The organism is Ruminobacter amylophilus (assembly GCF_900115655.1).
Classification (GTDB): domain Bacteria; phylum Pseudomonadota; class Gammaproteobacteria; order Enterobacterales; family Succinivibrionaceae; genus Ruminobacter; species Ruminobacter amylophilus.
The window spans coordinates 1-24,479 of sequence record NZ_FOXF01000015.1; the positions used below are offsets into that span (position 1 = coordinate 1).

Consider the following 24,479-nt stretch of genomic DNA (forward strand, 5'->3'; position numbering starts at 1 on the left):
ACCAGCGGTAACGATGTTATCGAAGAATTCATGGGCTTTATCGAGCCTGAAGACGTTGATCTGATGCAGGACCTTCTGGACGGTAAATCAATAACCGCAGAAGTAAGAGCGGCGCTGTGCTACGGTGATTTGCAGAACCATGACATAAATGATTTCTGGACTCTGCTGCTTTATACCGGGTATTTAACTTTTGAACCCCAGTCCCATAATCCTGAAAGTGATGAGTACAGTGTTTATATTCCTAATGAAGAAATCAGAAAATGCTTTAAATCCAGAATTCTGAATTATTTTAAGAACAATTCAGTTATGAAATCCAGTACCGCTGAACTGGTAAAAGGTTTGTTTGAAGGTGATGCCGAAAAAGTTCAGGACAACCTTAACACGCTCCTTGGCAAATACGTTTCAATCAGAGATTTTGCAGCCAACGCTCCGAAGGAAAACTATTACCACGGTTTCATGAACGGATTACTGGTGAACGGCACATCTCTCATTGAAGAGCAGAAATCAAATTTTGAATCAGGAAACGGATACATAGATTTGATAATCAAATCTATCAGAAGCAGAGGAATTATCGTCATTCTGGAATTAAAACAGACTTCAGACGAAAACGAAGACAAAGTGCTTATTGCTCAGGATGCCGTTGAACAGATAATTCAAAAGAAATATGCCGATCCGTACATTAAACGCAACGACATCAAAGCTGTTCTTACCTATGGCATATGCTTCTGTAAAAAGGAATGTGTCGTTGTTGGAAGAAAGCTGAAATAAAATGTTCAAGCATGGCAACCGAGTCAAAGAATACTTGATCGGTAGAACCTGACTAAGTTACCGATCAAGTTAAGTCTTAATCTTTCTTGTAGTAGAGGGATGTATAGCCTGCCGCTTCCAGAATTAGCCCGTCAGCCCATGGTGGTGTGCGTCCCATCAGTTCACATACAGCATCGAGGCTCATTCGCGGATTGGCTTCAATAACCAGCTCATCGTGAATATGCATCACGATGCTGCAATGACGTAAGGTCTTCATGGCATAGCAGAGAATGTCTCTTGCGATTGCCTGTACGATGTTTTCAACAAACTTTGGCCCATAGCTTTCAATACGCTCCCATTTCTTGGTGGCACCAATGCCTTCATAGGTAACACTCTCGCCCCCGAACTGGTTCATGCCGATGCGGGGTTTTACGTAGGCGAGCTTTCGTAAGACAATATGAAACGACCTCCACGAAATATTGTCTTACGTTAATGGGGCTTATGAAAAGTTTCTATGGTAGCTGGATTCGCCTACCGTGTGAAAAAATAACCGGCGGGAACATTCAGTACTCACCGTTCATGCCCTGCCGTACCGGATAAATTTTTCACGGTAAGTTAATTAGTGTTCTTGGATGCGTAAAAATCTCCTATAATTGCACCGGGAAATTTTTGTGTTTTAGTAATGAATCAGCTTTTTTATAAGAAGACCTTCTGTTCAGAAAAATAAATCTGGTCTGAAACGCATCATCTGATTCAGCTTTTAACTGACTGCAGACATCAGAAACGCCGATGCGGAAAAAAGAGGTCTTAATAAAAACTGATATTGAATTTAGGATATCCGATGTTGAAACAGAAAGCGCCACCTCACGATCAGAGCTTCGATAACAGGGCTGAATTTTTTAAAAAGCAGATATACGGAACCAGCAAGGGTAAAATCCGCGGTGCCGTGGTCTGGCGTGACCTGGAGGAAATTCTTGCCCGTCCAGAGATGTCCCGTCATCTGAGAATTCTCGATGCCGGAGGCGGTTTCGGGTATATCGCCATGAAGCTCGCCGCCTTAGGCCATGACGTGACTCTGGTTGACATATCTCAGGATATGCTTGATCTCGGTAAAAGAGAACTGGAGGAGCATCCCGTTTCCGGAAGCATAACCTTCATCAGAGGCGAGGTTCAGAAGCTTAATGAAATCCTTCCCGATCAGAAATTCGATCTGGTGATATGTCATGCCGTGCTTGAATGGCTGGTGGATCCGAAACCGGTGATAGGAATCCTTAAATCCATGCTGGCCCCGGACGGCATGCTTTCCCTGATGTTCTACAATCGTACCGCGCTGCTGTTCCAGAGCCTTGTGGTGGGGAACTTCGACTACATAAGGCAGGGGCTTGTCAAAAAGCGCCGTCAGAAGCTTACGCCGATAACTCCCCTGTATATCAGCGAAGTCAGACGCTGGCTTGCCGAAAACGGCTTTACCGTTTCCGGAATGAGCGGGGTACGCATCATTCATGACTACATGAGAGACAAGACCGAGCAGGTAAGCAAGTTTGATGATCTGCTTTCCTTCGAGCTTGAATACAGCAGAAGCGAGGACTTTGCCCATCTGGGAAGATATATCCATATCTGGACCGAGCCGCTTGCAGAATCCGAAGTCGGAATTTCGGAAAACGGAAAAGAAGAAAACTGAAAGTCTTCATCCTGCTGCCGTAAAAATCCGGAGCCGTGACACGTTCCGGAGTCTCTGAGACCTTGTGACCGAAAGAAAAAGCTCACGTCTTCTGAATCATATCCGGCGTTTCCGGCATGTCAGAGACGTGAGCCCGCGTAATTTCAGAAACTCTGAAAATCATCAGTTGTTCTTAATCCATTCCCTGAAGGCTTTCCGGGTATCAGGATCGGCACTGCTGTAAATTGACTTGAGACCTTCAAGCATCTGGGTGTTTACGTTTGCTGATGATTTTCCGGAAGTGACTTCTGCAGCCTTTGCAGCTGAGGCACCGGCGTTTCCGGCGGCTGAAGCCGTCTTTTCAGAAACGGCAACCACGTTTTCAGAGCTTACCACCACTTCGGTAGGGCAGTCGGTAAAGGAGTCCCTGCACTTGGTGAGTTCCTGAACGGTGTCCTTCTTCTGTTCCCTGTTTTCCTCGGAAACATAGAGCAGATCAAGACTCTTGAGTTCTCCTATGAAATCACGGTCGAGCTGGAAGCCCTTGTCAGACTTTAAAATAATGTATGATGCTTCATCTTCGGTTGCTCTGGCACCGTTTCTTGTAATGGTGATGACCTGTCTGTCCGCATAATCAACGGCTTCATCATAGCCGCTGATGCGAGGGTAGGTGAATGTGAAGGCGTCATCCTTCTTTACGTCCGGCAGGTTGATTACCACCGGGTTCACGGCTGAAGCAATCAGCTTGTCATGGCCCTTCTTGAAGGAGCCTTTGAACATTACCACAATCTGGTGTCTGCCTTCTGACAGTTCCAGTTCCCTGGTGTCGGTGAAGAATCCGCTGGTTTTGGCACCGTCGGCAATAATAACGTTGTAGTTCTTCGGTGTTTTGAAGGTGGCAGCCTCAGTACCGACTGCCGCGGTAAGTGTTCCTGCCGCCAGAATTGCTGATAATATGAAATGCTTCTTCATTAACTGTTCCTTTTGTTAGTCTTGTGTTACCGGAGAATTCCGAATGCCGCCCGTCAGACACAGAACCGGGGGAGAGAATTTTCCGAAAGTATTTATTCTGAAAGTTTCTGCATTATAACCCGAGGTTTGAATTTTGGCCAATGCTAAAATTCCCTGTATGTTAGTATGATATAACGGAAATTATTTTATGTAAATTCCTATATGTTTATATGATTTTTTCAATGAAGTATATAAGAAACCCTGATAAACAGGCTGTTTAACAGCCGAAAATAATTTTTTTAAAATTTTTGATTGACATCAAAAAACCTATAGGATATAGTATGTTCTGTAAAACATACAAAACATATCACTTTGGTATGAAATCATGTTTGAGCTTGGAAGCTGTACAGATTTGCTATATCATTCGTAGGTTTTCGGTTTGGACTGATAAATATAATTAGAATTTTTAAAACAACTTTATGAAGGAACAGATATTATGACTACTATCAGAATAAAATTACTCACAGCATCAGTTGCAGTATTGGCATTCGGTTCAGCAAACGCTGCCTCAATTTACAAGACAGATGATTCTTCATTAATTCTCGGCGGCCGTGTTCAGGCAAACTATAACAGCGTTGAAGCCACCGCCAGTCACGACAAGGCTGCAGTGGAAACCAGCGCACGTTTACGTGTTGACGCCAATACCAAAATCGCTGACGGCGTTAAGGCTTTAGGCTTCGCTGAATGGCAGGTCGGTGCTGAAACCTCACAGAACGGCAAGTGGAACACCCGTTTCGCATACGCAGGTTTCAAGACTGACAACTACGGTACCTTAACCTTCGGTCAGGATCATACCGGTATCTACTATGTAATCGACAGAACCGACGTGTTCTCTGAATACGGTTCCCGCGGTAACACCTACTGGGAATTCGGCGGCCGTCAGGAAGGTCAGATCAAGTACAACTATACCAACAAGGGTTTTGTATTCAACGCAACCTATCAGTCAGCAGGTCTCAATGCCGTTAACAACGGTGCGGCCACTTCCGTAGGTTACACTTTCGATTTCTCCCTGCCTCTCGTTGCAACCGTAGGTTATGACTACTACGATATCCGCAACTCTACCGATGACAGAAATTCCGTTGCTGCCGGTTTATCTCTCGGTACTGAAGGTGACGGTTTCTACTCAGGTTTAATCTACCAGTTCACCGACTACGATGAATCAAAGAACAAGAACGGCTGGGAAGCTTTAGCATCTTACGGCTGGGAAAACGGCTGGGTTCTCTACCTGGGTTACCAGAACTTAAGACAGGGCAGTGCAATCCTCAGGAGCAACTTCATCGGCGAACTTCAGTACAACTTCAACTCTAACTTCCGTGTATTCCTCGATTCAGAACTCGGTGTTACCGATATCGATACCGTTGATGCATACGGCAGAAAGATTCAGTCTACCGGTAAGAGAAGTGACGACAAGGTTGCAATCGCAGCTCAGTACAACTTCTAATGCCTCATGCTGAAGTTATTTTCATATTGATTACTTAACATTATATTCTTTTGGTCGGTAAGTACGTTTGATTCAGGACTGCACTTACGGTCGGTTGCTACTGAAAATCTTACTGACCTTTTTTTCTGACTCACAGATGACGCCGTCCGTGGGTTTTCTTTTTGTCTCTCTGCCGTTACGGAATTGTTTTGTTTCCTTCTATTTCTTGTTTATGGTTCCGTATATGCGCAGGGAGACAATCCTTATCCGTTCTTATGCATTGTTTTGGTGCTTCAGACTGCCGGTCTGTTCAGTCCGGTTTTTACCTTCCCGGTAATTCCGGAAGAACCGTGACGGAAGAAAATATGTTTTCCGGAAAGAAAGACAGGTTCGCCGGGTTCTTTTCAGATGCCGGTTTCCTTTATCCGTAAAATATGAAGATACCGTTGTTTCCGCAGGTGCCGCCTGTAGAAAATGATATTTTTTTTCATTTGGGAATTTGAAGTTTTACGGGAACAGGGGGGCTGAAAATTCGCGAAAGTGTTTAAAATATGGTACTTATGGCCTGGAACATGCATCAGTCATAATTGAGAATACCTGATGGTATTCAGAGTGTAGTTACGGTATTTATGCAAAAATTGTTAGCAAAGTCTAACAAAAAATGTATAATTGTGACGTTCTTAAAAAAATAAAAGATAAAAGCCTCCGGGCTAGAATAAAATATGAAGGAATATAACATGTTAAAGAAATCATTACTGGCTCTCGCCGCAAGTCTTGTTTCAGTTTCTGCCGCAAATGCCGCAACCGTATATAACAATGAAGGCACCAGCCTCAGTCTCGGCGGCCGTTTACAGGGTAACGTAAACAGTGTTTTCGCTGACAAGTATTTTGATGAAACCGAAAGCCACAAGGTTAAGCTCCAGGGAACAGCCCGTCTCAATGTTGATGCCAAGACCAGAATCTACGACGGCGTTAATGCCGTTGCTTTCGGTGAATGGGAAGTTGCTTCAGAATCTTCTGAAAACGGCAAGTTTGATACCCGTTATGCAACCGTAGGTATTGAAACCGATCATTTCGGTTCTGTGAAGTTCGGTCAGACTGAAAGTGCCATCTACAACACTCTTTCCGTAACCGATATGTTTGAAGATGTTGGCTTCGCCGCCAACACCTTCGGTGATTACGCAGACGGCGGCCGTCAGGAAGGTCAGATCATTTATGCAATCGACGGTCTGAACGGCTTTAACTTCGCTACCTCTTTCCAGAGTGCAGGTCTCGACGGTGTTGAATCAGGTGCAGCGGTTTCTTTAGGCTATACTTTCAACGAAGAAGTTTTCCCTGTATATCTGTCAGCAGGTTACGATACCTATGATCTGGACTACGTTCACGGTATCGACCAGAACCCTGCAGAAGATGAAGCTTCTTTAACAAAGTACTTAAGCAAGGACTCTTTTGCATTCGGTCTTTCACTCGGTGATCTTGATGACGGTTTCTACGGTGCTGCCGCTTACCAGCTTTCCAAGTACGCAAGGCATGACAACTACAGACTCAGCAACACCAACAGCTATGAAGTTGTTGCAGGCTACGGTATTTCAGGCTGGCAGTTCCTCCTGGGATATGAAAACCGTCAGATTGGCGGCATGACCGTTGTTAACGATATTAATGCTGAAATCAAGTACAACTTCAACGAACAGTTCCTTGTTTACTCAGATGCATCATTCGCCACTTCAAAGCATACTGATAACAAGACCCTTCCTGAAAAGACCAGATTCAAGGACAACAACCACAACTGGTTCACCGCTGGTGTTCAGTACAACTTCTAATAATGTCTGAAGCTCTTTCCGGTTAGGAAAGTACAGACTGGCATAAACCGGATTCCCGCACGGGAGTCCGGTTTTTTTGTGAGTCCGGCAAGGCAACGTTTTCATCCGCAGAAAGAGAAAATACGCTGCCAATAAAATCGGAATTTTAGGTGTATTTGTGATAATATTGCTCAACACAATATTTTAACGGAGTGTTTATATGAGATTACCACTGGTTACGGCAGTGACTTTGGGACTGCTGTCAGGATCTGCCCAGGCCGTGAATGTATACAGCGACAACGGTACCGATCTGAGTATTTTCGGGCGTTTTGAAGGTGGTTTCTACAACAGAGCCGCAAATGAAACCAGAGACCACAATCAGAAGTCCGGTGCTTCCGTGGAAGGAGAGGCGAGAATCGGTGTTTCCGCTTCCACCACCCTGGTAACCAATATTAAAGGCATTGCCTTCGGTGAGTGGGAGGTCGCTTCCGAATCTTCCGAAAACGGTCATTTCAATACCCGTTATGCCTACACCGGTTTTGATCTGTGTCAGTACGGCACTCTTGTTTTCGGGCAGGGTGATACCGCAAAATACATTACCGTGGGCATGACCGATGTCTTTGAGCATTACGGCAACACTTCCAACAGCTACTGGGAACTCGGCGGTCGTCAGGAAGGGCAGATTATGTATGTAAACGCCGTAGGCGGTTACACTTTAGGTTTCAGCTATCAGACTCCGAGATCCGGAATGGCTGAACATCTCAATCATGATACCCGTGTTAAGCAGGATCTTGACGTGAACGCCGGTTATGCCGTGGCCCTGGCCTACAACTGGCAGGACGGTCCGGCTGAAAGTCTGGCTTTCTCTCTTGCCTATGACTGGTATGACTTCCATCAGAGTCCGGCAGGGGACAGACACAGCTTCAGTTCAGGCATAAGCTACGGTCATCTGAATGACGGTCTGTACACTGCATTCGTTTACAGCCGTGACAAGTATCAGAGAGAAGATCATCATATGTCAGGCTATGAGGGCGTGCTGGGCTATACCATGGAAAACGGTCTGGGCTTTACCGCGGGCTACGGCTACTACGGTTATGAAAACAACCGGAGAGAGGTTTCTGAAATCACCGGTCAGGTGGCCTATCATTTCACCCCGGCTTTCATGGCCTATGCCGAAGGCAGATTCGGACTCGGCAGAGTGGATTATCCCGCAGAGGAAAACCATCAGCACGAGGCCTACATGATCAACTTACAGTATAACTTCTAGTTGGCGGACTGCAGCATACTCCCGGTCTGCAGTTTATTTTAGAGATATTAAGACAAGTATAAGAAGGCATTGAAACGGTTCAGCCGGATGAAAAAACGGATATATCCAGTTACCGGAAATAGAGAGCCGAATGCAGGAGATAGAGCAATGTACATTCCTGATTTAACCAATCTCAGTTTACCAGAAATTCCTCAGCCTTTAAGCAGCAGGGAAATCGAAGAATATACCGACAGAATTGCAGCCAGGCTTAAGGAAAAGGATGCGGTGGTAATAGCTCACTACTATACCGGTAACGAGATTCAGCAGCTTGCCGAAAAGACCGGCGGTTTTATCGGTGACTCGCTGGAAATGGCTAAATGGGGACGTAACAACCCTGCAAGAACCATTATCGTGGCAGGTGTGCGTTTCATGGGTGAAACCGCCAAGATTCTGTCACCTGAAAAGACCATCCTCATGCCTGAGTTAAAGGCTGAATGTTCACTTGATCTGGGCTGTCCGGCAGATGAATTCGGAAAGTTCTGCGACGAGCATCCTGATCACTGCGTGGTTGTTTATGCCAATACCTCCGCTGCCGTAAAAGCCAGAGCCGACTATGTCGTTACCAGCTCCATTGCCCTGGAAATGATTGAATATCTTAAACTCTGCGACAAGAAGATTATCTGGGCTCCGGATCGTCATCTGGGTTCATACATCTGCAATCAGACCGGTGCTGAAATGCTGAGATGGCAGGCACACTGCATAGTGCATGATGATTTCAAGGCTGCCGCACTGAAGGCTCTCATGGCTGAACATCCTGATGCCAGGGTTCTGGTTCATCCTGAATCTCCCGCCGACGTTACCGCACTGGCGGACTTTGCTGGTTCAACCTCTCAGATCCTTAACAAGGTTAAGGAAATGGATGCGAAGGAATTCATCATTGCCACCGATATCGGTATTTTCTACAAGATTTCACAGGCTTGTCCTGACAAGGTGCTTATCCCTGCTCCTAACGGCGGTGCCGGCGCCACCTGTCAGAGCTGTGCCCACTGTCCATGGATGAGACAGAATACTCTTCCTCTCATTGAAAAGCTTCTGGACAATCCTGAAGGACATGAAATTCATGTCGATGAGGATATCAGACAGAAGGCACTGATTTCCCTTAACAGACTGCTGGACTTCTCTGCACGACTCAAGGAGGCGGGAAGCGTTCAGGCTTTATACGAATCAGGCGTACGCATCTGATCAGGTGACTGATTTCAGTCTTCATGCAGTCCTCTGTTTCGCCTCGGCATGACGGCGGTGCGGAGGATTTGCCGTTTGATGATTATGGAAAAAGGAAGGTCAGTCGGATTCCTGAGTGGTATTTAATATCTCGAAATCACTCCGGTTTCTTGGTCCCGGAATAGAGCCGGTACCGGGCCTTCCGGTGTATTCCTCCAGATTTTTTTCCGGATTGTCTTTGTTTTCGGCGAGCCGGTAGCCTTTTATGTCATTCTGTGCCTCAGTTTCTTCAACGACGGACAGATAGGCTCCTCCCACAAACAGTCCCGGCCTGAGAGCCTGATTAACGTAGTGGTTTTTCCCTTCAATGCATTGAATCTCCAGATCATTCTCACTGAATTCAGATTCGGTTTTCAGAATATGCATTCCGGGTTCAACAAGTCTGTAGAAAAATACTCCGCGTGCTGTTTCTCCTATGAACTGGCCGTCTACGTACAGACTTTTTTTAAGTGCAGATCCCATGATGTTTCTGGTGCGGTATATGTATAATCCGGACCAGCCTGACGGCGGCGGATTGAATTCCTTTGCGTAAGTGTCGGCCTGACGGCCCTGAACGGCTACTTTCGCGCAGCCGGCGCAGAAATTAATCAAAAGCAGACCTGCCAGTAAAATCAGTATTTTTATCATTGCGGTATCTCTCTGTATGTATGACATTACACATTTGATATTTCCGGCTGAAAAAGGAAGTATCTTTGAAGCGGTTAAAGATGTGGCGGCATAAACAGCCGTATCTGCAGCGGACGTGTTGTCAGGTCGATAATTTACAGATACATCTTCAAATTACAAGCGTAACACCGTTCAGGCTGTCAGACCGTATGTTTTTTGGTAATTATGAGATACATCAAAATATGTGAATATTCAGATGTTAACTGATGATTCGGCAGGTATCCGAAGCAGATGTCAGGCAACTGTATTATGTACTTAAAGATCATGGTATAATCTGCAGTCGATGATTATTCCCGTCACTTTATGTGGCGGGGTTGTTTTTTTATTTTGTTACTGGAGAACTGTCAGATACCTTTTTAATGAACGGTTATTTGCATTTAAAGTAGTCAAATCTTAAAAAAATATCTGAGTTTAGCTTTTATGAATGGTTTAATTCTACTGGTTATTGCTCTGCTGTATTTCGCTTTCGGGTACAGAATCTACGGAAGATTCATAGCCAGACTGTTTAAAGTCGATAACAGTATCGCAACTCCTGCCGTTGTAAACAATGACGGCGTGGATTATGTTCCAACTCATCCTGCAGTCCTGTTCGGACATCATTTCGCCTCCATTGCCGGTGCAGGTCCCATAATCGGACCTATCGTGGCATGCCGCTTCGGATGGATTCCGGCGCTGATGTGGATTTTCATTGGCTGCGTATTCATCGGCGCGGTGCATGATTTCGCGGCACTGTTCCTTTCCGTACGCAATAACGGACGTTCAATAGGTTACATTATTGAAAAGATAATGAGTATCTGGGGACGTCAGCTGTTTCTGTTCTTCTGCTGGGCATGTCTCATCCTGGTAGTGGCAGTGTTCGGCATGCTGGTAGCCAATACCTTTGTGGCAAGTCCTGCCGTGGCCACCGCCTCAATCATCTTCATTGTCATGGCGCCTGTTTTCGGCTTCTGCACCTCACGCGGAATGTCCCTGAGACTTGCCACCGTCATCTTTGTTCCGCTGGTATTCGCCTCTGTTTATCTGGCATACAGATGTCAGCTGGATTTAACCGTGCTGTTCGGTCTTGACAGGGAACAGGTTCGAAACGTATGGCTGGCATTTCTCGGTATTTATGCTCTGGTTGCTTCAGTATGTCCGGTACAGTGGCTTCTGCAGCCCAGAGATTACCTCAGCTCATACCTCCTTTATGCCATGATTATTTTCGGGGTTCTGGGTATCGTGGTTTACAATCCGTCAATCGAACTGACCGGCTTTGTTGATTATTCCGTCAAGGTAGGTTCCGGAGAAAGCAGTCTGTTCCCTGAGCTGTTCATTCTGATTGCCTGCGGTGCATGTTCCGGCTTCCATTCACTGGTATCTTCCGGTACCACCTCAAAGCAGATCCGTGCCGAAAAGGATATTCAGTTAATCGGTTACGGCGGAATGATTGTGGAAGGTGTTCTCGGCGTAATGAGTATAATTGCCGTTATCTGGCTGTCTGATGCGAACTTTGCTGAAGCCGCAAAGAATCCGGTTACAGCCTTCAGTTCAGGCATAGGTACCTTCGTGGGTGCTTTGGGTCTGCCTGTGGAAATCTGTACCGTATTCATCAGTCTGTCAATTTCCGCATTCATGCTGACATCACTTGATACCGCAACCAGACTCGGCCGTTTCGTATGGCAGGAACTTTTCTCTCCTTCATACGTTAAGGAACACAGGGATTCCGACAGGATTGAGTACGTCAGGGCTCCATGTGAATCTCCTGTGACAGACAGAGGTCTCAGAAAGTTGTTCGGTATGCTTAAGGCTACTTCATCAAATGCTTTTGTGGCTTCACTGCTGGTGCTTGTTCTGGCAGGCTTCATGGTATTTTCCGGAAGTGCCACCGCCATCTGGCCGGTATTCGGTGCATCCAACCAGCTGCTGGCTTCACTGACTCTTCTGGCCGTAACCATTTATCTGTTCGCCAAAAAGGCTAATTACATCATCGCCCTTATTCCTACAGTGCTGATGATTGTAATGAGTATCTGGGGTCTTGTGGAAATCGCCGTGAAGAATATCAGTACCAATACCGTTCTTACGGTTTCTTCAATCTTCCTGATTTTCATGGCGGCTCTGCTGGTTATTCTGTCTCTTACCATTGTTTACAGAACCGTTAAGCACAGAATCTGAAGCGGGGGAGTTTCCGTTACGGGAAAACATGGAAGACGGTGCGGATGATTTTTTCCCGCTGACTGTTCCATGATTTTCAGTACCTGAAAGGATCGGCTCTGAAAGGAGCCGATCCTTTTTTATGCTTCTGTAAGATAATTTCCGTTTTTATTCCCAGAAAGGAAACATGTTTCCGGGATCTCTTGATTTTTCTCGCAGATGTCAAATGACGCGGTTTATAATTACAGTAGCAGCATATATCATGGTATGTATGTTTGTATTGCCGCCGGCAGGGCCGTCATGATGAGTCACTTAAGAGAGACCGAATGAAGGAAAACGGCGGATTATGCTTTTGTTTTCCGGAAGAATTCATCATGCTGATAGAAGTAACATGTCCTAAGTGTCAGACAAAGAAAGATAATACCGTTGAGATATTCGGAGATAAAAATCCCTTGGGGAATCCCGTGGTTACCTGCAGCAAATGCGGTAACGTGTTTGCCGCTGATGGGGTTCGCGAGGCCGTGAACGGCGGGGTAAGGGAATACGACCGCATCAGACGCAAGACCGGATTAACCATCTGGGGCGTCGGTTTTACACTGGTGTTCATGTTCCTTATGGTCGTGTACATTGTGGTGAGATTTCACTCCTGTGACTTCAGAATTCTGGTGGCAATAGCGATTGTTGTGCCGGGGGGCGCGTATCTTGCGGGATGCCTCAGAAGGTACAGAAATTACTACGCGCTTCCCGGAAAAATGATTCTGGCGGAATCCGGCAGAAGAATGCACAACGTGGCGCATCTCAAGATTCTTGATAAATCCGGAGTGTTTATTCCCGAATACTACCGGGACATTCTGAACAGATGGAGTTCCTGTCTTTTCAGACAGGGACAGAGACCTGAAAAAGCGGGGGGCCGGGATTCCGCGGAAGCAGAGTCTGCTGAAAAGGAATCTCAGAACCCTAAAGTCATTGACAGATGTCATGAAGGAGTCTGCTGGTACTGCGGTAATGAAATCAATCCGGACAGAGAAATGCACATAGGACCCGCCATCCGTGAATGTCCGCAGTGTCATAAATACAATTATGATGAAAATGCCGTTGAACTGGCGTATAGAACAACCGGGAATCCGAAGGAAAAGTATGAACAGGTAATGACTGTCTTTAAAAACAGAGTCCGGCCGGTTGATGATACGGTGATGGGACTGGCGTTCATTACCGTACTCGACGCGGCAATGCTAATCCTGTTTGTGTGGGCGGACATCGGATTTTTCGCCGATGCAATAGGCTGGTTCTTTGCTGTGATGACCGTACCGCTTATCGCTACACTGGTTTACAAGATAAGGGAATCAAACGAAATGCATGCTGAGTATCCGCGGTTCAATACCTTCAGTAAGCTGATGGAGGCTTCCGAAAACAGACTGAGTAATCCGGAATATGTCAGACATCTTGATGAATTATCCGTGAATAAAGATGATGACATGCTGAATTCTCTTGAAGAGAGACTGAAACAGTACCTTTAGAAACAGGAAAAAACACCGGAAAAACCGACAGAGTGATTTTTACCACAAAAAACCTTGATAAATTAATGACCTAATGGTAAACTTCGCTCGCATAAATCGGTTGACCGGTTTTTTTTATGGATTGACGACGGTCGCATTGTCAGTCCGATTGTTTAAATTTACTATATAGAGAGAATTCAAAATGGCTTATAAGTTTGATGCCCAGATTCGTAACGACTTCGGGAAAGGTGCGAGCCGCCGCCTTCGTCGTAACAACCTTCTTCCAGTAATCGTATATGGTGGTGACAAGGAACCAGTTGCTTTATCTTTAGATAACGCAAAGCTCTTCACTGCTCAGCAGAACAAGTCTTTCTATGAAGACAGCATCGTTTTAGCTGTAGCCGGCGGTGAAGAAATCGCTGTTAAGCCTGTAGCTATTCAGCGTCACCCAGTAAACGGTACTTTAATTCACATCGATTTTATGCGTGTGTAATTCAGTTTACGACATAATCTGAAAAACAGCGTCCTGAAAGTAAATTATGTTTATTTCAGGGCGCTTTTTTATATGATTTGCTTGAGAATTTATTGAACGGAACAGCCTCTCGGCATGTAAACGTTAAGGTTGGGTAATTATGGAAGTTGAAATCGGAAAAATGAATGAACTCGCTCTGGTCAGAGTGGATGACAAGGGTGGCTTTTTGGATGCCGGAAAATACGGCGAGGTCTTTCTTCCCCTGTCTCAGCTTCCTGAAAATCCGACACCTGGGCTGCTGGTTGAGGTGTTCTGTTACATGGATGACGGCAGACTGACCGTCACCGCCCACCGTCCAAGGGTTCTGCTCGGAGAAGCAGGCAGACTGACTGTGAAGGACGTTACTCCGGGTGCCGCTTATCTTGACTGGGGCATCCGCAAGGATCTGATGATTCCGTTCAGGGAACAGCTCCGCCGTTTGAAGCCGGGAGATGAATGTCTGGTTTACGTGGCAAAGGACAGGGACGGACGCCTCTTCGGAACCCAGAAGTTTGACCGTTTCGTAAGTGATACCCTCCCGAGAGGCTGCAGTCTCAAGTCAGGAGACAGAGTCGATCTTACCGTAATCAGCCATACTCCGCTGGGCTACAAGATGCTGGTCAACAATCTGTTCTACGGTCTTCTTGCCGAAAAGGACGCTCTGGGTGTGGACCTTGTCAAAGGCAGGAGAATGAAGGGATACATTCATTCCATCCGTCGTGACTACAGGGTTAATCTCTCTCTTTCCGGAAGCGGAATGACCGGGGTTGCCAGCAGTACAGATTTTCTGCTGCGCGAGCTGGCTCTTGCGGACGGCTTCCTGCCGTTCGGGGACTTTTCAAGTCCGGAGGAAATCGAACAGCGTTTCCATATGAGCAAGGGCAAGTTCAAGAAGGTTATCGGCGGTCTCTACAGAATGCACCGCATCGAGCTTCTTGAAAACGGCATCAGAATCGTTGAAAGAGCCGAAGGTGCCGACGTGGGCGCCGAAGCAGACGAAGAATAATCACGTGCGTTATTCCGGCATGACGGGGATCTGAAATCATGCCGTAACATGTATGCATCCGTGCCTGAATCTGCAGTTGTTATTCCCGCAGGTTCCGCTGATGCGGATGCCTTTGAGGCCGAGACATGATTTCGGCAGGCAGGTTTGTATGATTAAGGAATATCTTAATAAAAGATTCTTTTCATTTCTGACATTAATATTCTGTTCCGGTTCTTCTCTGGCCATGACCTTGCCGATAATGAGCCTCTACCTGATGAACGAGGTTCATGCCGACGGCAGTCAGCTCGGTAACTTCTTCATCATCTCCGCCGTAAGCGGAATCATCGTAACCCAGATAATAGCGAAATTTTCGGATTCAAAGCTGTCCCGCCGCGATCTGATGATATTGGGCTATTCCGCAGGCGCTCTCACGACACTGACCTATATATTCTTTCCCGATTACGGCATTATCGTGACCGCGGGCGTGGCTTTTTCAAGCATTTCCATGGTGGCTACGCCGCAGGTGTTTGCACTGGCCCGCGAGTATGCGCTGCTTAAATACGGTGATGCGCTGATGTTTACCTCATATCTGCGTGCCGTGTTCTCTCTGTCATGGGTCATGACACCTCCGATAGCCTACGTTCTTTTCGTGGACTACGGCAGTCGGTTCACCTTTATGGTGGCAACCATGATTTTCCTGACCGGAGCGCTGGTGGCGTTCTTCATGATGCCGAAGGCTCTGTTCAAATCCGGTTCCGAGCATGATTTTGAAGATACGCCGTCTTCATCCATCGGTGATCTCATGGATACCGAAAATTCGAATGAAACCGGAAGGAACTCTCAGTCTGAGGCTCATGCGGAAGACGTGAAAGGTGACTCTTCCAGCGGCTTTAAAAATCTGCTGAAGTCGGGCAATGTCATGAGCATTGTCTTTCTGTTTCTGGCATTCATGCTGCTCTGGTGCTGCAATTCAGCCTATCTTATCAGCATGCCGGTTTTTGTTACCAGGGAGGCTTCCGTTGCCGGAACGCTGATTGACACGAACAGACTTCCGGGCGTCATGATGGGACTTGCTGCTCTCCTGGAAATTCCGGTAATGATTTACTGCGGCGGACTTGCCCGTAAAATCGGCCTGAAAACCCTGATTATCCTCTGCGGATGCTTCGGCTGTCTGTTCTATGTAAGTCTCTCCTTCGGACCTATAAGCTCCGTCTCTCTTCTTTTCATGCAGATTTTCAATGCCATCTTCATAGGTATACTCGCCAGCCTCGGCATGGTATACATGCAGGAACTGCTGCCGAAATTCCCCGGACAGGCCACGACGCTCTACAACAACAGCGTTCACACCGGAGGCATTATTTCCGGATATCTGGTGTCAAGAGCCATGTCGGCCGGGGGAACGGTGCTGGTTTTTGAGACGGGAATTGTTTTTACCGCCATAGCCGTGGTTCTGCTTTTTGCGGTTTCGGGTGTCGGAATCAGCAGAAAGGACTGATGTCCCGGATGATGTTCCGAAGCCTGACTGATAATTAATGAAAGGAAGGAATCTCTGGTTAAAAATCGCTCGTAAAATAGACAATATTTGTCAGAAAGATAAAAAATAATTCATAAATCTTGACAAAATACGTTTTATATCTGTAATTTACCAAATATTTTTGAGGCCCCGTACCTTATTATTGTGAAAAAACGCCGTTCCGGCGTCTTACCGGTACCCGGGGACTCACATGATGCGGGGAACAAGCCCCGTCTTGAAAAAGGAATATTCCTGTTATGTACGATTTCTGGTTAGAACTGTTACTTTTCGCCTCCAAGGTGGTTATTATTCTGGTTGTGCTGGCTGTCCTGGCTGTTGTCTGCGGTGCCGTCATCAAGTCTGTGGTGTCCGCGGTATCCGCCAAAAACAAAAAGAAGGATGATGACATCATCTTCACCATCGAGAACTACGGTGATCGTTTAAGCGAGGAAAAGGAAACGCTGGAAAAGAGCATGCTCAAGGCTCTTGATGACGATACCTATGAGGTTTTCAACAAAATCAAGGAAAAGGGCGACGAATTAAAGGAAGGCGAAGACAAGGACGCCAACAAGAAGCTTGTACAGCAGGGTTTTGAAGCCCTTATAAACTTCAGAAAGAAGGAACACGAGGCTGCCGAAGCGAAGGACAGCGCCTCTGAGGCCGGAAAGGCCGATAAAGCCGAAAAGCCGGCTGAAGCAAAGGCGGAAGCAAAAGCTGAAGACGCTGAGAAAGCCGCGAAGGCAGACAGTGATGAAACCGAAGAGGAAGTAATCGAATCAGTAAATCTCAAGGAATCCAACGGTTTCACTCTTTCAGTAAATTCGGACATGACCGTGTCCGTAACCGGCAGACTGATGTTCGTGATTGATTTCGACGGTTCAACCGACTGCAACGAGGTTGAATATCTGAGAAGAGCCGTAAACCTTCTTGCCGATGAACTGGCTGAAGGCGATGAAGTGGTAATCAGACTCACTTCACCCGGCGGTACCGTAAACGGCTACGGCCTTGCCGCTTCCCAGCTCGAACGTCTCAGGAGAACCGGAGCCAGACTTACGGTTGCGGTTGACGAGGTGGCGGCCAGCGGCGGTTATCTCATGGCCTGCGTGGCGGACAATCTCATCGCGGCTCCGTTCTCATACATCGGTTCAATCGGCGTGGTGATGGAACTTCCTAACTTCAACAGACTGATGAAGAAGTATGATGTGGATTATGAACAGATTACCGCCGGCGAATACAAGAGAACCCTCTCCGCCTTCGGTGAAAACACTGAGGAAGCCAGGGAAAAGTGCCGTGACGAGCTGCGTCAGATTCACCGTATTTTCAAGGCTCACGTTGCCCGTTTCAGAAAGAACGTGGATATTGAAAAGCTGGCCACCGGTGAAGTATGGCTCGCTTCCGAAGCGCTTGAACTCGGTCTTGTTGACAGCCTGATGACCTCAGACGAATACATTATCAGGAACATGGATAACTTCGCTGCGGTATTCAATGTCAGCTACACTGAAAAGAAAAAGAATTCATTCGTAAGCCGTTTCGTTTCGAAGGCTGCAGTGGCAGGTGTAATCACGGATGTGATACACCGTCTAGGTTTTAAGGGATACAGATAGACATTGTTTTCTGTATCATATACATTTATATTTGAATAACGGAATTCCGGCTCCCGCCTCCCGGCGCGGGCCCTGAAAAACATTGAGGTATATTGCGGTATGGGTAAGTCATTGGTTATAGTGGAATCCCCGGCAAAGGCGCATACTATAAACAAATATTTAGGCAGTAATTATGTGGTTAAGTCCAGCGTGGGTCACATCAGGGATCTCCCGTCAGGACAGGCAAAGGCCAAAGGAACATCGGCAGAGCCCGTTAAAAGAGCGCGTACCGCATCCGAAAAAGACGCCAAACTGTTTAACCGCATGGGTATCAACCCTGAGAAGAAGGGCTGGGCTCCACAGTATGAGATTCTTCCCGGCAAGGAAAAGGTAGTAGCCGAACTGGTGGCTGAAGCCAAGAAGAGTGACTACGTATATCTCGCAACCGATTTGGACCGCGAAGGGGAAGCAATCGCCTGGCATCTGCAGGAAGTAATCGGTTTACCGAAAGAAAAGTTCAAGCGCGTGGTTTTCAACGAAATCACCAAAAACGCCATTACCGAAGCATTCAAGCATCCTTCTGAAGTTGACCTGAACATGGTCAACGCCCAGCAGACCAGAAGATTTCTGGACCGTGTGGTGGGCTTCATGGTTTCACCTCTTCTCTGGGAGAAGGTGGGGCGCGGTCTGAGTGCCGGACGCGTGCAGTCAGTCGCCGTACGTCTCGTGGTGGAGAAGGAAGAGAAGATCCGTTCATTCATTCCTGAAGAATACTGGAATATCGACGCACTGCTCGGCAGAAACGGCGAGGAAGTGAAATTCGCGCTGACTCATTACAGGGACAAGCCTTTCCATTCAGGTTCACAGGAAGAAACCGACAGATATCTTGAAGAGCTCAGACAGCAGATCTTCAGGGTGACAAAGAATGAGGAAAAGGAAGTTCACACCGCTCCGTATCCTCCTCTCAATACGTCTTCAATGCAGCAGGCCTCATCAAACAAGCTGGGATTCGGCGTAAAGAAGACCATGATGCTGGCACAGGCTCTCTATGAAGCGGGTTTCATCACCTACATGAGAACCGACTCCCTGAATCTCAGCAGGGAAGCTCTGGCCGACATCAGAAAATACATTTCCGCAACCTACGGTGACGAATATGTTCCGGAGAAGGAACGTCACTACAGTTCATCAGACAATGCACAGAACGCGCACGAAGCCATCAGACCGACTGATATCACCCGTGAAAGCGCGGTTATCTCCAAGGCTCTCGGCAAGGATGCGGCCGAACTGTACACTCTGATCCGCAACAGTACTCTGGCCTGTCAGATGAGCAGCGCCGTACTCCTTAACCGTGAAATTCAGGCTGACGCCGGTAATTTCAGATTCAAGGTTTCAGGCAAGACCATCAAGTTCGACGGCTGGATGAAGATTGACCGCAGCCGCAAGGATGTTCTGCTCCCTGACATGAGCGTCGGTGATCAGCTTGACGTCAGCGACATTCTGGCGGATCGTCACTTTACCCGTCCTGAGGCAAGATATACCGAAGCGACTCTGGTTAAGGAACTGGAAAAGAGAGGTATCGGCAGACCGTCAACCTATGCAACCATTATTTCCACCATTCAGGAAAGAGGCTACGTTAAAATCGAACAGCGCCGCTTCTTTGCGGAAAAGATGGGCGAAATCGTTACAGACCGTCTCAAGAGCAGCTTTAATGATCTGATGGACTATGATTTCACCCGTGAAATGGAAAACAAGCTGGATGACATAGCTGAAAACCATCTTGACTGGCTGACCTGTCTGAACGACTTCTACAAGGGCTTCAAGGAAGAGCTGGATACCGCCCGCAAGTCTGAGGATGAAGGCGGCATGCACAGCAACATATCGGTGGTAACCTCCATCGCCTGTCCTGAATGTCACAGCAGCATGGTTATCAAGAATGCCACTACCGGCGTGTTCCTGGCCTGTTCAAATTACTCCGGCAAGTCAAAGAAGTCTGAAAACTCCTGCCGCAAGACCATCAATCTGGTTGCAGAGGATCAGCTGCCTATGTTCGTGAACGAGGATTCTGAAAGTGAATTCCTGAGAACCAAGCGCCGCTGTCCTATCTGTAATTCGGTAATGATCGGCTACGTGATAGATGAACACCGCAAGATTCATATCTGCTCGGCAAATCCTAACTGTCCGGGTTATGAAATAGAAGAGGGCAATTTCAAGCTCAAGGGAGCTGAAGGTCCTACCATTACCTGTGACCGCTGCGGTCAGCCGATGGAACTCAAGAACGGCCGTTTCGGAAGTTACATGGCTTGTACCAGCAAGGAATGCGGCAACACCCGCAAGATTTTAAAGAACGGTGAAATAGCACCTCCACGCGAAGATCCTGTTGATTTTGAGGATCTTATCTGCAAGGACGGCAAGTCTCACTTTGTGCTGCGTGACGGTGCGTCAGGCATCTTCCTGGCTTCAAACGCCTTCCCTAAGGTGCGTGAAACCAGAGCTCCAAAGGTAAGTGAACTCGTGGCTCATCAGGACAGCCTTCCTGAAAAGTTCAGATACTTTGTAACCGCTCCGGTTGCTGACGGTGACGGCAATCCTACCGTAATCCGTTTCTCACGCAAGACCAAGAAGCAGTACGTGATGGCTGAAAACGCCGAGGGCAAGTCAACAGGATTTACAGCCTTCTATAACGAGGAGAGCAGGACCTGGGAGGTTGCCTCGGTGGAAAAGGCTTCAAAAACAGCCAAAGCGACTAAAACCGCAAAGACGTCAAAGACCTCCAGGGCAAAGTAAAGGTCTCTGACACGGAGTCTGTAAGAAAACCGGTGCATCATGCGGATGCATCGGTTTTTTTGTGCGGATCCCGGACGGTTCATACTGCAGCGTAAAACAAAAAACACGCTATCAGCGAGGAAGTGCGGAAAAAGCTTCACCGTAATCACGGCAGTTTTCTGAGGTAAATTATTAACCTGTGTCAAAAGATTGCAAACAAACAGGCCTTTATTCGTGTTTTTCTGTTGCCTAAAGCCTGTCTGTTAACTAAAATTTCTGAAAAGTTCAGGAGAGTGGCTTCCGGATATTTCAGAAGATTATGGACAAAATCAATTTACCTGATTACTGCAAAACCGTAGAGGAACTCGCTCATGCGGGAATAGTTTTTCAGAAACCTGTTGTGGACACGTGCTGCAGAAGGGCGCTGGGAAAGACTTTTTTCATTTTTTCGGGAGTTACTCTGTTCTGTCTGGCCGTAGTATACGTGAATAAGGCCTTTATTCATTTCATCAGTACCGGAGCCGCCTGCATGCTGCTGATTATAGCCGCCGTATGCGCCTGTTACGTTGTCTATCTGCTTATATGCTATCTGTTCTGCACGTTTATGCGCGGTTATCTTAAAAGACGCGTATGCCCCGTCATGCTTGAACCTGTTGGGGTGGCGGTGGAGATTTACGGCGGACAAGCCGTAATGCAGCACGGAAAGCTGAAATGCCGCAGTTACATCATTTACCGCGAAGCCGGAGTCAGAAATACCGTGAACTACTATGCGTCTGCCCCGTATTACGGAATTCCGGAGAACAGACCGACGGGGACCGCCTTCCTCTTCAGGCATCCTGACAACAGAAAATTCTATACCGTGGACAACGACATGGAACAGAACGTCATCAGAGTAAAACGTACCGTCAGTGCCTGATAAAACAGTTTCCGTAAGCGGCATGAAAATCCTGATGTCTGCAGATACCGTCCTTTAAAAAAGTATTTTTTCTGAGGAATGCGGAAGATTATTACAGAAAATTTATTAATTTTTAGTCTCAAAACGAAAATTTTTTCAAAAAAACGTTTTTCAGTTAAAGAGAGTATTGTATATTTTTTGAACAATATGGTATAATTTTGCCACTTTAGCACGGATGACTGACAAAAAATAATCAAAATTAAGACATTAATCTTTCTAAAAACCAAAAAATAAATTATGATAGACATCATGAAAATGATTTCAGATTTGTGAGGTGCTATCGATATTTTATTCATTTATCTGAAATGATAAGTTTTTTCTGTTATCTTTAGAGATATACAAGAGATGGGTAATGATGCACTGATAATAAACAACTACAAAGAATCATTACATTTGTTTGACAGTTACCATAACTAAGCCTATTGGGAGTAAGCAGGTTTAGGTTAAACAATTAGAGAATGTGCTATGAAAGGAATAATTAGAATCGGCAGTGATCATGAAGAAAATGATCGCAATCTTCTGGAATTAAGTCTCCATAACGCTCTGGATTTTGAGACCGTATCTGAAAGACAGATGGAAGCTTTCCTGGTAATGATGGCTCAGATCAATGCAACCACATTAAAGAGCATGCAGTTTGCCAATGACTGCCCGTATGATTTGAACGAGGCCGAAAACTCATAGTAGGCGTCGCTGATTCGAACCCGGTTGCCTGGTGACATGTGACCCGATTCGTTCCGTCATGTAAATATCAGCCGGAGGGAGCCGGCTTTTATTTTTTTATCTCTGATTTTGCGGTAATCCACATGATTATGACGTGCATACAGTGAGTAAGCGTAAATACAGATTAAATGTCCTGTTACTGTAATGGTGACAGGACATTTTTACAGAATGGTGAATAAAAGGAAAATCCGAACATTGCTGCTGTCACTGCATCATAGAGTTTCCTGGTTTTTATTTCGTGTCAACGCAAAGACCATATTGGTGACTGTTTCGACGTTTACAACTTTCAAAAAGCAAGTGAAGGTCAAAAATAGCGGATCTGCATAATGCACTCGCTCTGAAATTACGTTAATATCTCTCAAAGACATACTCAGGCTGAATTGCATGCTTTCAGCTGTTTTGTTTTTGTTGAGGCGCATCTGGACATGAAAGTTTTTCAAATAGTCGGAGTTCGAAAATCCGGAAAAACCACTACAGTTGAATGTCTGATAAAAAAGCTGAAACAGAGAGGTTTCAGTGTTGGAACGGTTAAGTGTATTAACTGTCCCGTTTTTACGATTGACGCGGACAGACATTCAAATACGGCGCGTCATGCCAGAGCAGGGGCGGACGTGGTGGTAGCCTACGGCAGAAGAGAGGTGGATTTCATTTACCCTGCGCCGCAGGATATAAGCAGAACACTGTTAATTCTCAACGAGGCGTCCCTGGACTACTGCATTGTCGAGGGCGGTTATGAATTCGATCTTCCGCGCATCATATGCTTGAGAAATGAGGCTGAATTCCAGGATCGGTATACGGAAAAAACCTTTGCCGTAGCAGGGGTCATTGCCGGCTCCCTGAAAGGAAATTTGGGACTACCGGTATTTAATGCTCTGTCAGATGACGGGCTGGAGGCTCTTGCCAATCTGACGGAAATTTCCGTACCTGAATTAACACTTCCGGTACCAAAGCTTCAGCGACCAGAGTCATGCAGAAATTTCTGCAGGGATTGTTTGGAACACAATAAGATTAAATAAACGATAACAGGACGATAATGAACAGTAAATCCGGATTTGTCCGCAATATATGCATAAGCCCCAAAAGAGGCACTGCAAAAAAAGAAGTTCCCGAGGCTGTGCTTCTTGTTGACTGGGGAATTGATAATGATGCCCATGCCGGGCACTGGCACCGTCAGGTAAGTCTGCTTCCTCAGGATAAAATAAACATTTTCAATCAGAAGGGGGCCGGGGTTTCACCCGGAGACTTCGGGGAAAACCTAATTGTGGAAGGTCTCGATTTCGGCGGTATTTTCAAGGGGGACAGACTGTCAGTCGGCGAGTGCGTTCTGGAAATAACCCAGATTGGCAAAGAGTGTCATTCCCACTGTGCTATATTCCGAAAAATGGGGGAATGCATCATGCCAGGGAACGGAATTTTTGCGAAAGTTATAAAAGGTGGAACGCTAAGAAAGGGGGATATTGTTACGGTTATGGAAAATACTGAAAAAACAAAACTTACGGCAGCGGTAATAACCTTAAGCGACAAGGGAGCCATGGGGCTCCGTGAGGATGATAGCGGAAAGCGCGTACAGGAACGTCTGATGTTGGCAGGCTATAGGGTGACCGATTATGTCCTTCTTCCGGACAATGAGGAAAAACTCAGAAACGAATTAATCCGTCTGGCGGATGAAAAATCCGTAAATCTTATTATTACCACCGGAGGTACCGGATTTTCCCAAAGGGACGTGACTCCGGAGGCTACCATGTCCGTTGCTACCCGCAATGCTCCGGGAATTGCCGAGGCCATACGTGCCGAATCACTTAAGGTGACCGGGCGTGCCATGCTGTCGAGAGGCGTTTCGGTCATCAGAAACAGAACCCTTATAGTTAATATTCCCGGAAGCAGGAAGGCCGTGGATGAATGTCTTGATGCATGTCTGCCACAGCTTGAGCACGGTTTAAATATTCTACTTGGCAGGGACGGCGAATGCGGCAGTGTGTAATTTTGGGGATAA

At 46.5% G+C, this 24,479-nt stretch carries 20 protein-coding genes; 17 read left to right on the forward strand and 3 right to left on the reverse strand.

What is annotated here, in order from left to right; translation table 11 throughout:
* Positions 1-768: PD-(D/E)XK nuclease domain-containing protein (locus tag BMY80_RS05340; RefSeq protein WP_177178497.1), on the forward strand; the 768-nt coding region annotated here is incomplete at its 5' end.
* A 76-nt stretch (positions 769-844) separates the two neighbouring features.
* Here the strand turns inward: BMY80_RS05340 and BMY80_RS12550 are convergent.
* Positions 845-1,162, reverse strand: a complete 318-nt coding sequence (locus tag BMY80_RS12550) for a DNA polymerase family A protein (protein WP_245730058.1) — start codon at positions 1,160-1,162, stop codon at positions 845-847.
* Positions 1,163-1,588: 426 nt separating this feature from the next.
* On the opposite strand from BMY80_RS12550, the gene BMY80_RS05350 reads away from it, so the two are divergent.
* A complete protein-coding gene (locus tag BMY80_RS05350) occupies positions 1,589-2,428 on the forward strand; it encodes a methyltransferase domain-containing protein (RefSeq protein ID WP_093141636.1) in 840 nt (279 codons plus the stop codon).
* Between the two features lie 162 nt (positions 2,429-2,590).
* On the opposite strand, the gene BMY80_RS05355 is transcribed toward BMY80_RS05350, so the two are convergent.
* Positions 2,591-3,379, reverse strand: a complete 789-nt coding sequence (locus BMY80_RS05355) for a DUF2057 family protein (protein ID WP_093141639.1) — start codon at positions 3,377-3,379, stop codon at positions 2,591-2,593.
* A gap of 475 nt (positions 3,380-3,854) precedes the next feature.
* On the opposite strand from BMY80_RS05355, the gene BMY80_RS05360 reads away from it, so the two are divergent.
* The 4 genes from BMY80_RS05360 to nadA all read left to right on the forward strand — a co-directional run bounded on the left by BMY80_RS05360 (position 3,855) and on the right by nadA (position 9,125).
* Positions 3,855-4,859: a porin gene (locus BMY80_RS05360; RefSeq protein WP_093141641.1), complete on the forward strand. Its 1,005-nt coding sequence runs from the start codon at positions 3,855-3,857 to the stop codon at positions 4,857-4,859.
* A gap of 716 nt (positions 4,860-5,575) precedes the next feature.
* A complete protein-coding gene (locus BMY80_RS05365) occupies positions 5,576-6,658 on the forward strand; it encodes a porin (protein WP_093141644.1) in 1,083 nt (360 codons plus the stop codon).
* 199 nt (positions 6,659-6,857) lie between these two features.
* Positions 6,858-7,904: a porin gene (locus tag BMY80_RS05370; RefSeq protein ID WP_093141647.1), complete on the forward strand. Its 1,047-nt coding sequence runs from the start codon at positions 6,858-6,860 to the stop codon at positions 7,902-7,904.
* A gap of 147 nt (positions 7,905-8,051) precedes the next feature.
* Complete coding sequence (gene nadA / locus BMY80_RS05375) at positions 8,052-9,125, forward strand: quinolinate synthase NadA (RefSeq protein ID WP_093141650.1); 1,074 nt, start codon at positions 8,052-8,054, stop codon at positions 9,123-9,125.
* Positions 9,126-9,224: 99 nt separating this feature from the next.
* Here nadA and BMY80_RS05380 read toward each other — a convergent pair whose 3' ends face one another.
* Complete coding sequence (locus BMY80_RS05380; protein ID WP_093141652.1) at positions 9,225-9,818, reverse strand: DUF2846 domain-containing protein; 594 nt, start codon at positions 9,816-9,818, stop codon at positions 9,225-9,227.
* Positions 9,819-10,250: 432 nt separating this feature from the next.
* On the opposite strand from BMY80_RS05380, the gene BMY80_RS05385 reads away from it, so the two are divergent.
* The 11 genes from BMY80_RS05385 (at position 10,251) to BMY80_RS05435 (ending at position 24,467) form a co-directional block, all read left to right on the forward strand.
* A complete protein-coding gene (locus BMY80_RS05385; protein ID WP_093141655.1) occupies positions 10,251-11,981 on the forward strand; it encodes a carbon starvation CstA family protein in 1,731 nt (576 codons plus the stop codon).
* Between the two features lie 353 nt (positions 11,982-12,334).
* Positions 12,335-13,477 carry a hypothetical protein gene (locus tag BMY80_RS05390; RefSeq protein ID WP_143066458.1) on the forward strand — a complete coding sequence of 381 codons (1,143 nt, stop codon included), beginning with the start codon at positions 12,335-12,337 and terminating at the stop codon, positions 13,475-13,477.
* Positions 13,478-13,658: 181 nt separating this feature from the next.
* Positions 13,659-13,949 (forward strand): 50S ribosomal protein L25, encoded by a 291-nt coding sequence (rplY, locus tag BMY80_RS05395; protein ID WP_031579367.1) that lies wholly within the window; start codon positions 13,659-13,661, stop codon positions 13,947-13,949.
* Between the two features lie 139 nt (positions 13,950-14,088).
* A complete protein-coding gene (locus BMY80_RS05400) occupies positions 14,089-14,973 on the forward strand; it encodes a CvfB family protein (protein ID WP_093141660.1) in 885 nt (294 codons plus the stop codon).
* 148 nt (positions 14,974-15,121) lie between these two features.
* Complete coding sequence (locus BMY80_RS05405) at positions 15,122-16,447, forward strand: MFS transporter (RefSeq protein WP_177178498.1); 1,326 nt, start codon at positions 15,122-15,124, stop codon at positions 16,445-16,447.
* A gap of 275 nt (positions 16,448-16,722) precedes the next feature.
* Positions 16,723-18,069 (forward strand): protease SohB, encoded by a 1,347-nt coding sequence (gene sohB, locus BMY80_RS05410; protein ID WP_143066459.1) that lies wholly within the window; start codon positions 16,723-16,725, stop codon positions 18,067-18,069.
* Between the two features lie 99 nt (positions 18,070-18,168).
* Positions 18,169-20,832: a type I DNA topoisomerase gene (gene topA, locus BMY80_RS05415; RefSeq protein ID WP_093141668.1), complete on the forward strand. Its 2,664-nt coding sequence runs from the start codon at positions 18,169-18,171 to the stop codon at positions 20,830-20,832.
* 298 nt (positions 20,833-21,130) lie between these two features.
* Positions 21,131-21,727, forward strand: coding sequence for a hypothetical protein (locus BMY80_RS05420; protein WP_093141670.1), 597 nt, complete (start codon positions 21,131-21,133; stop codon positions 21,725-21,727).
* A 504-nt stretch (positions 21,728-22,231) separates the two neighbouring features.
* Positions 22,232-22,447: a hypothetical protein gene (locus BMY80_RS05425; RefSeq protein WP_031579360.1), complete on the forward strand. Its 216-nt coding sequence runs from the start codon at positions 22,232-22,234 to the stop codon at positions 22,445-22,447.
* Between the two features lie 464 nt (positions 22,448-22,911).
* Positions 22,912-23,502, forward strand: a complete 591-nt coding sequence (mobB, locus tag BMY80_RS05430; RefSeq protein WP_143066460.1) for a molybdopterin-guanine dinucleotide biosynthesis protein B — start codon at positions 22,912-22,914, stop codon at positions 23,500-23,502.
* A 17-nt stretch (positions 23,503-23,519) separates the two neighbouring features.
* Entirely contained in the window at positions 23,520-24,467 is a 948-nt protein-coding gene (locus tag BMY80_RS05435) for an MOSC domain-containing protein (protein ID WP_093141677.1), read from the forward strand.
* Positions 24,468-24,479: the final 12 nt, after the last annotated feature.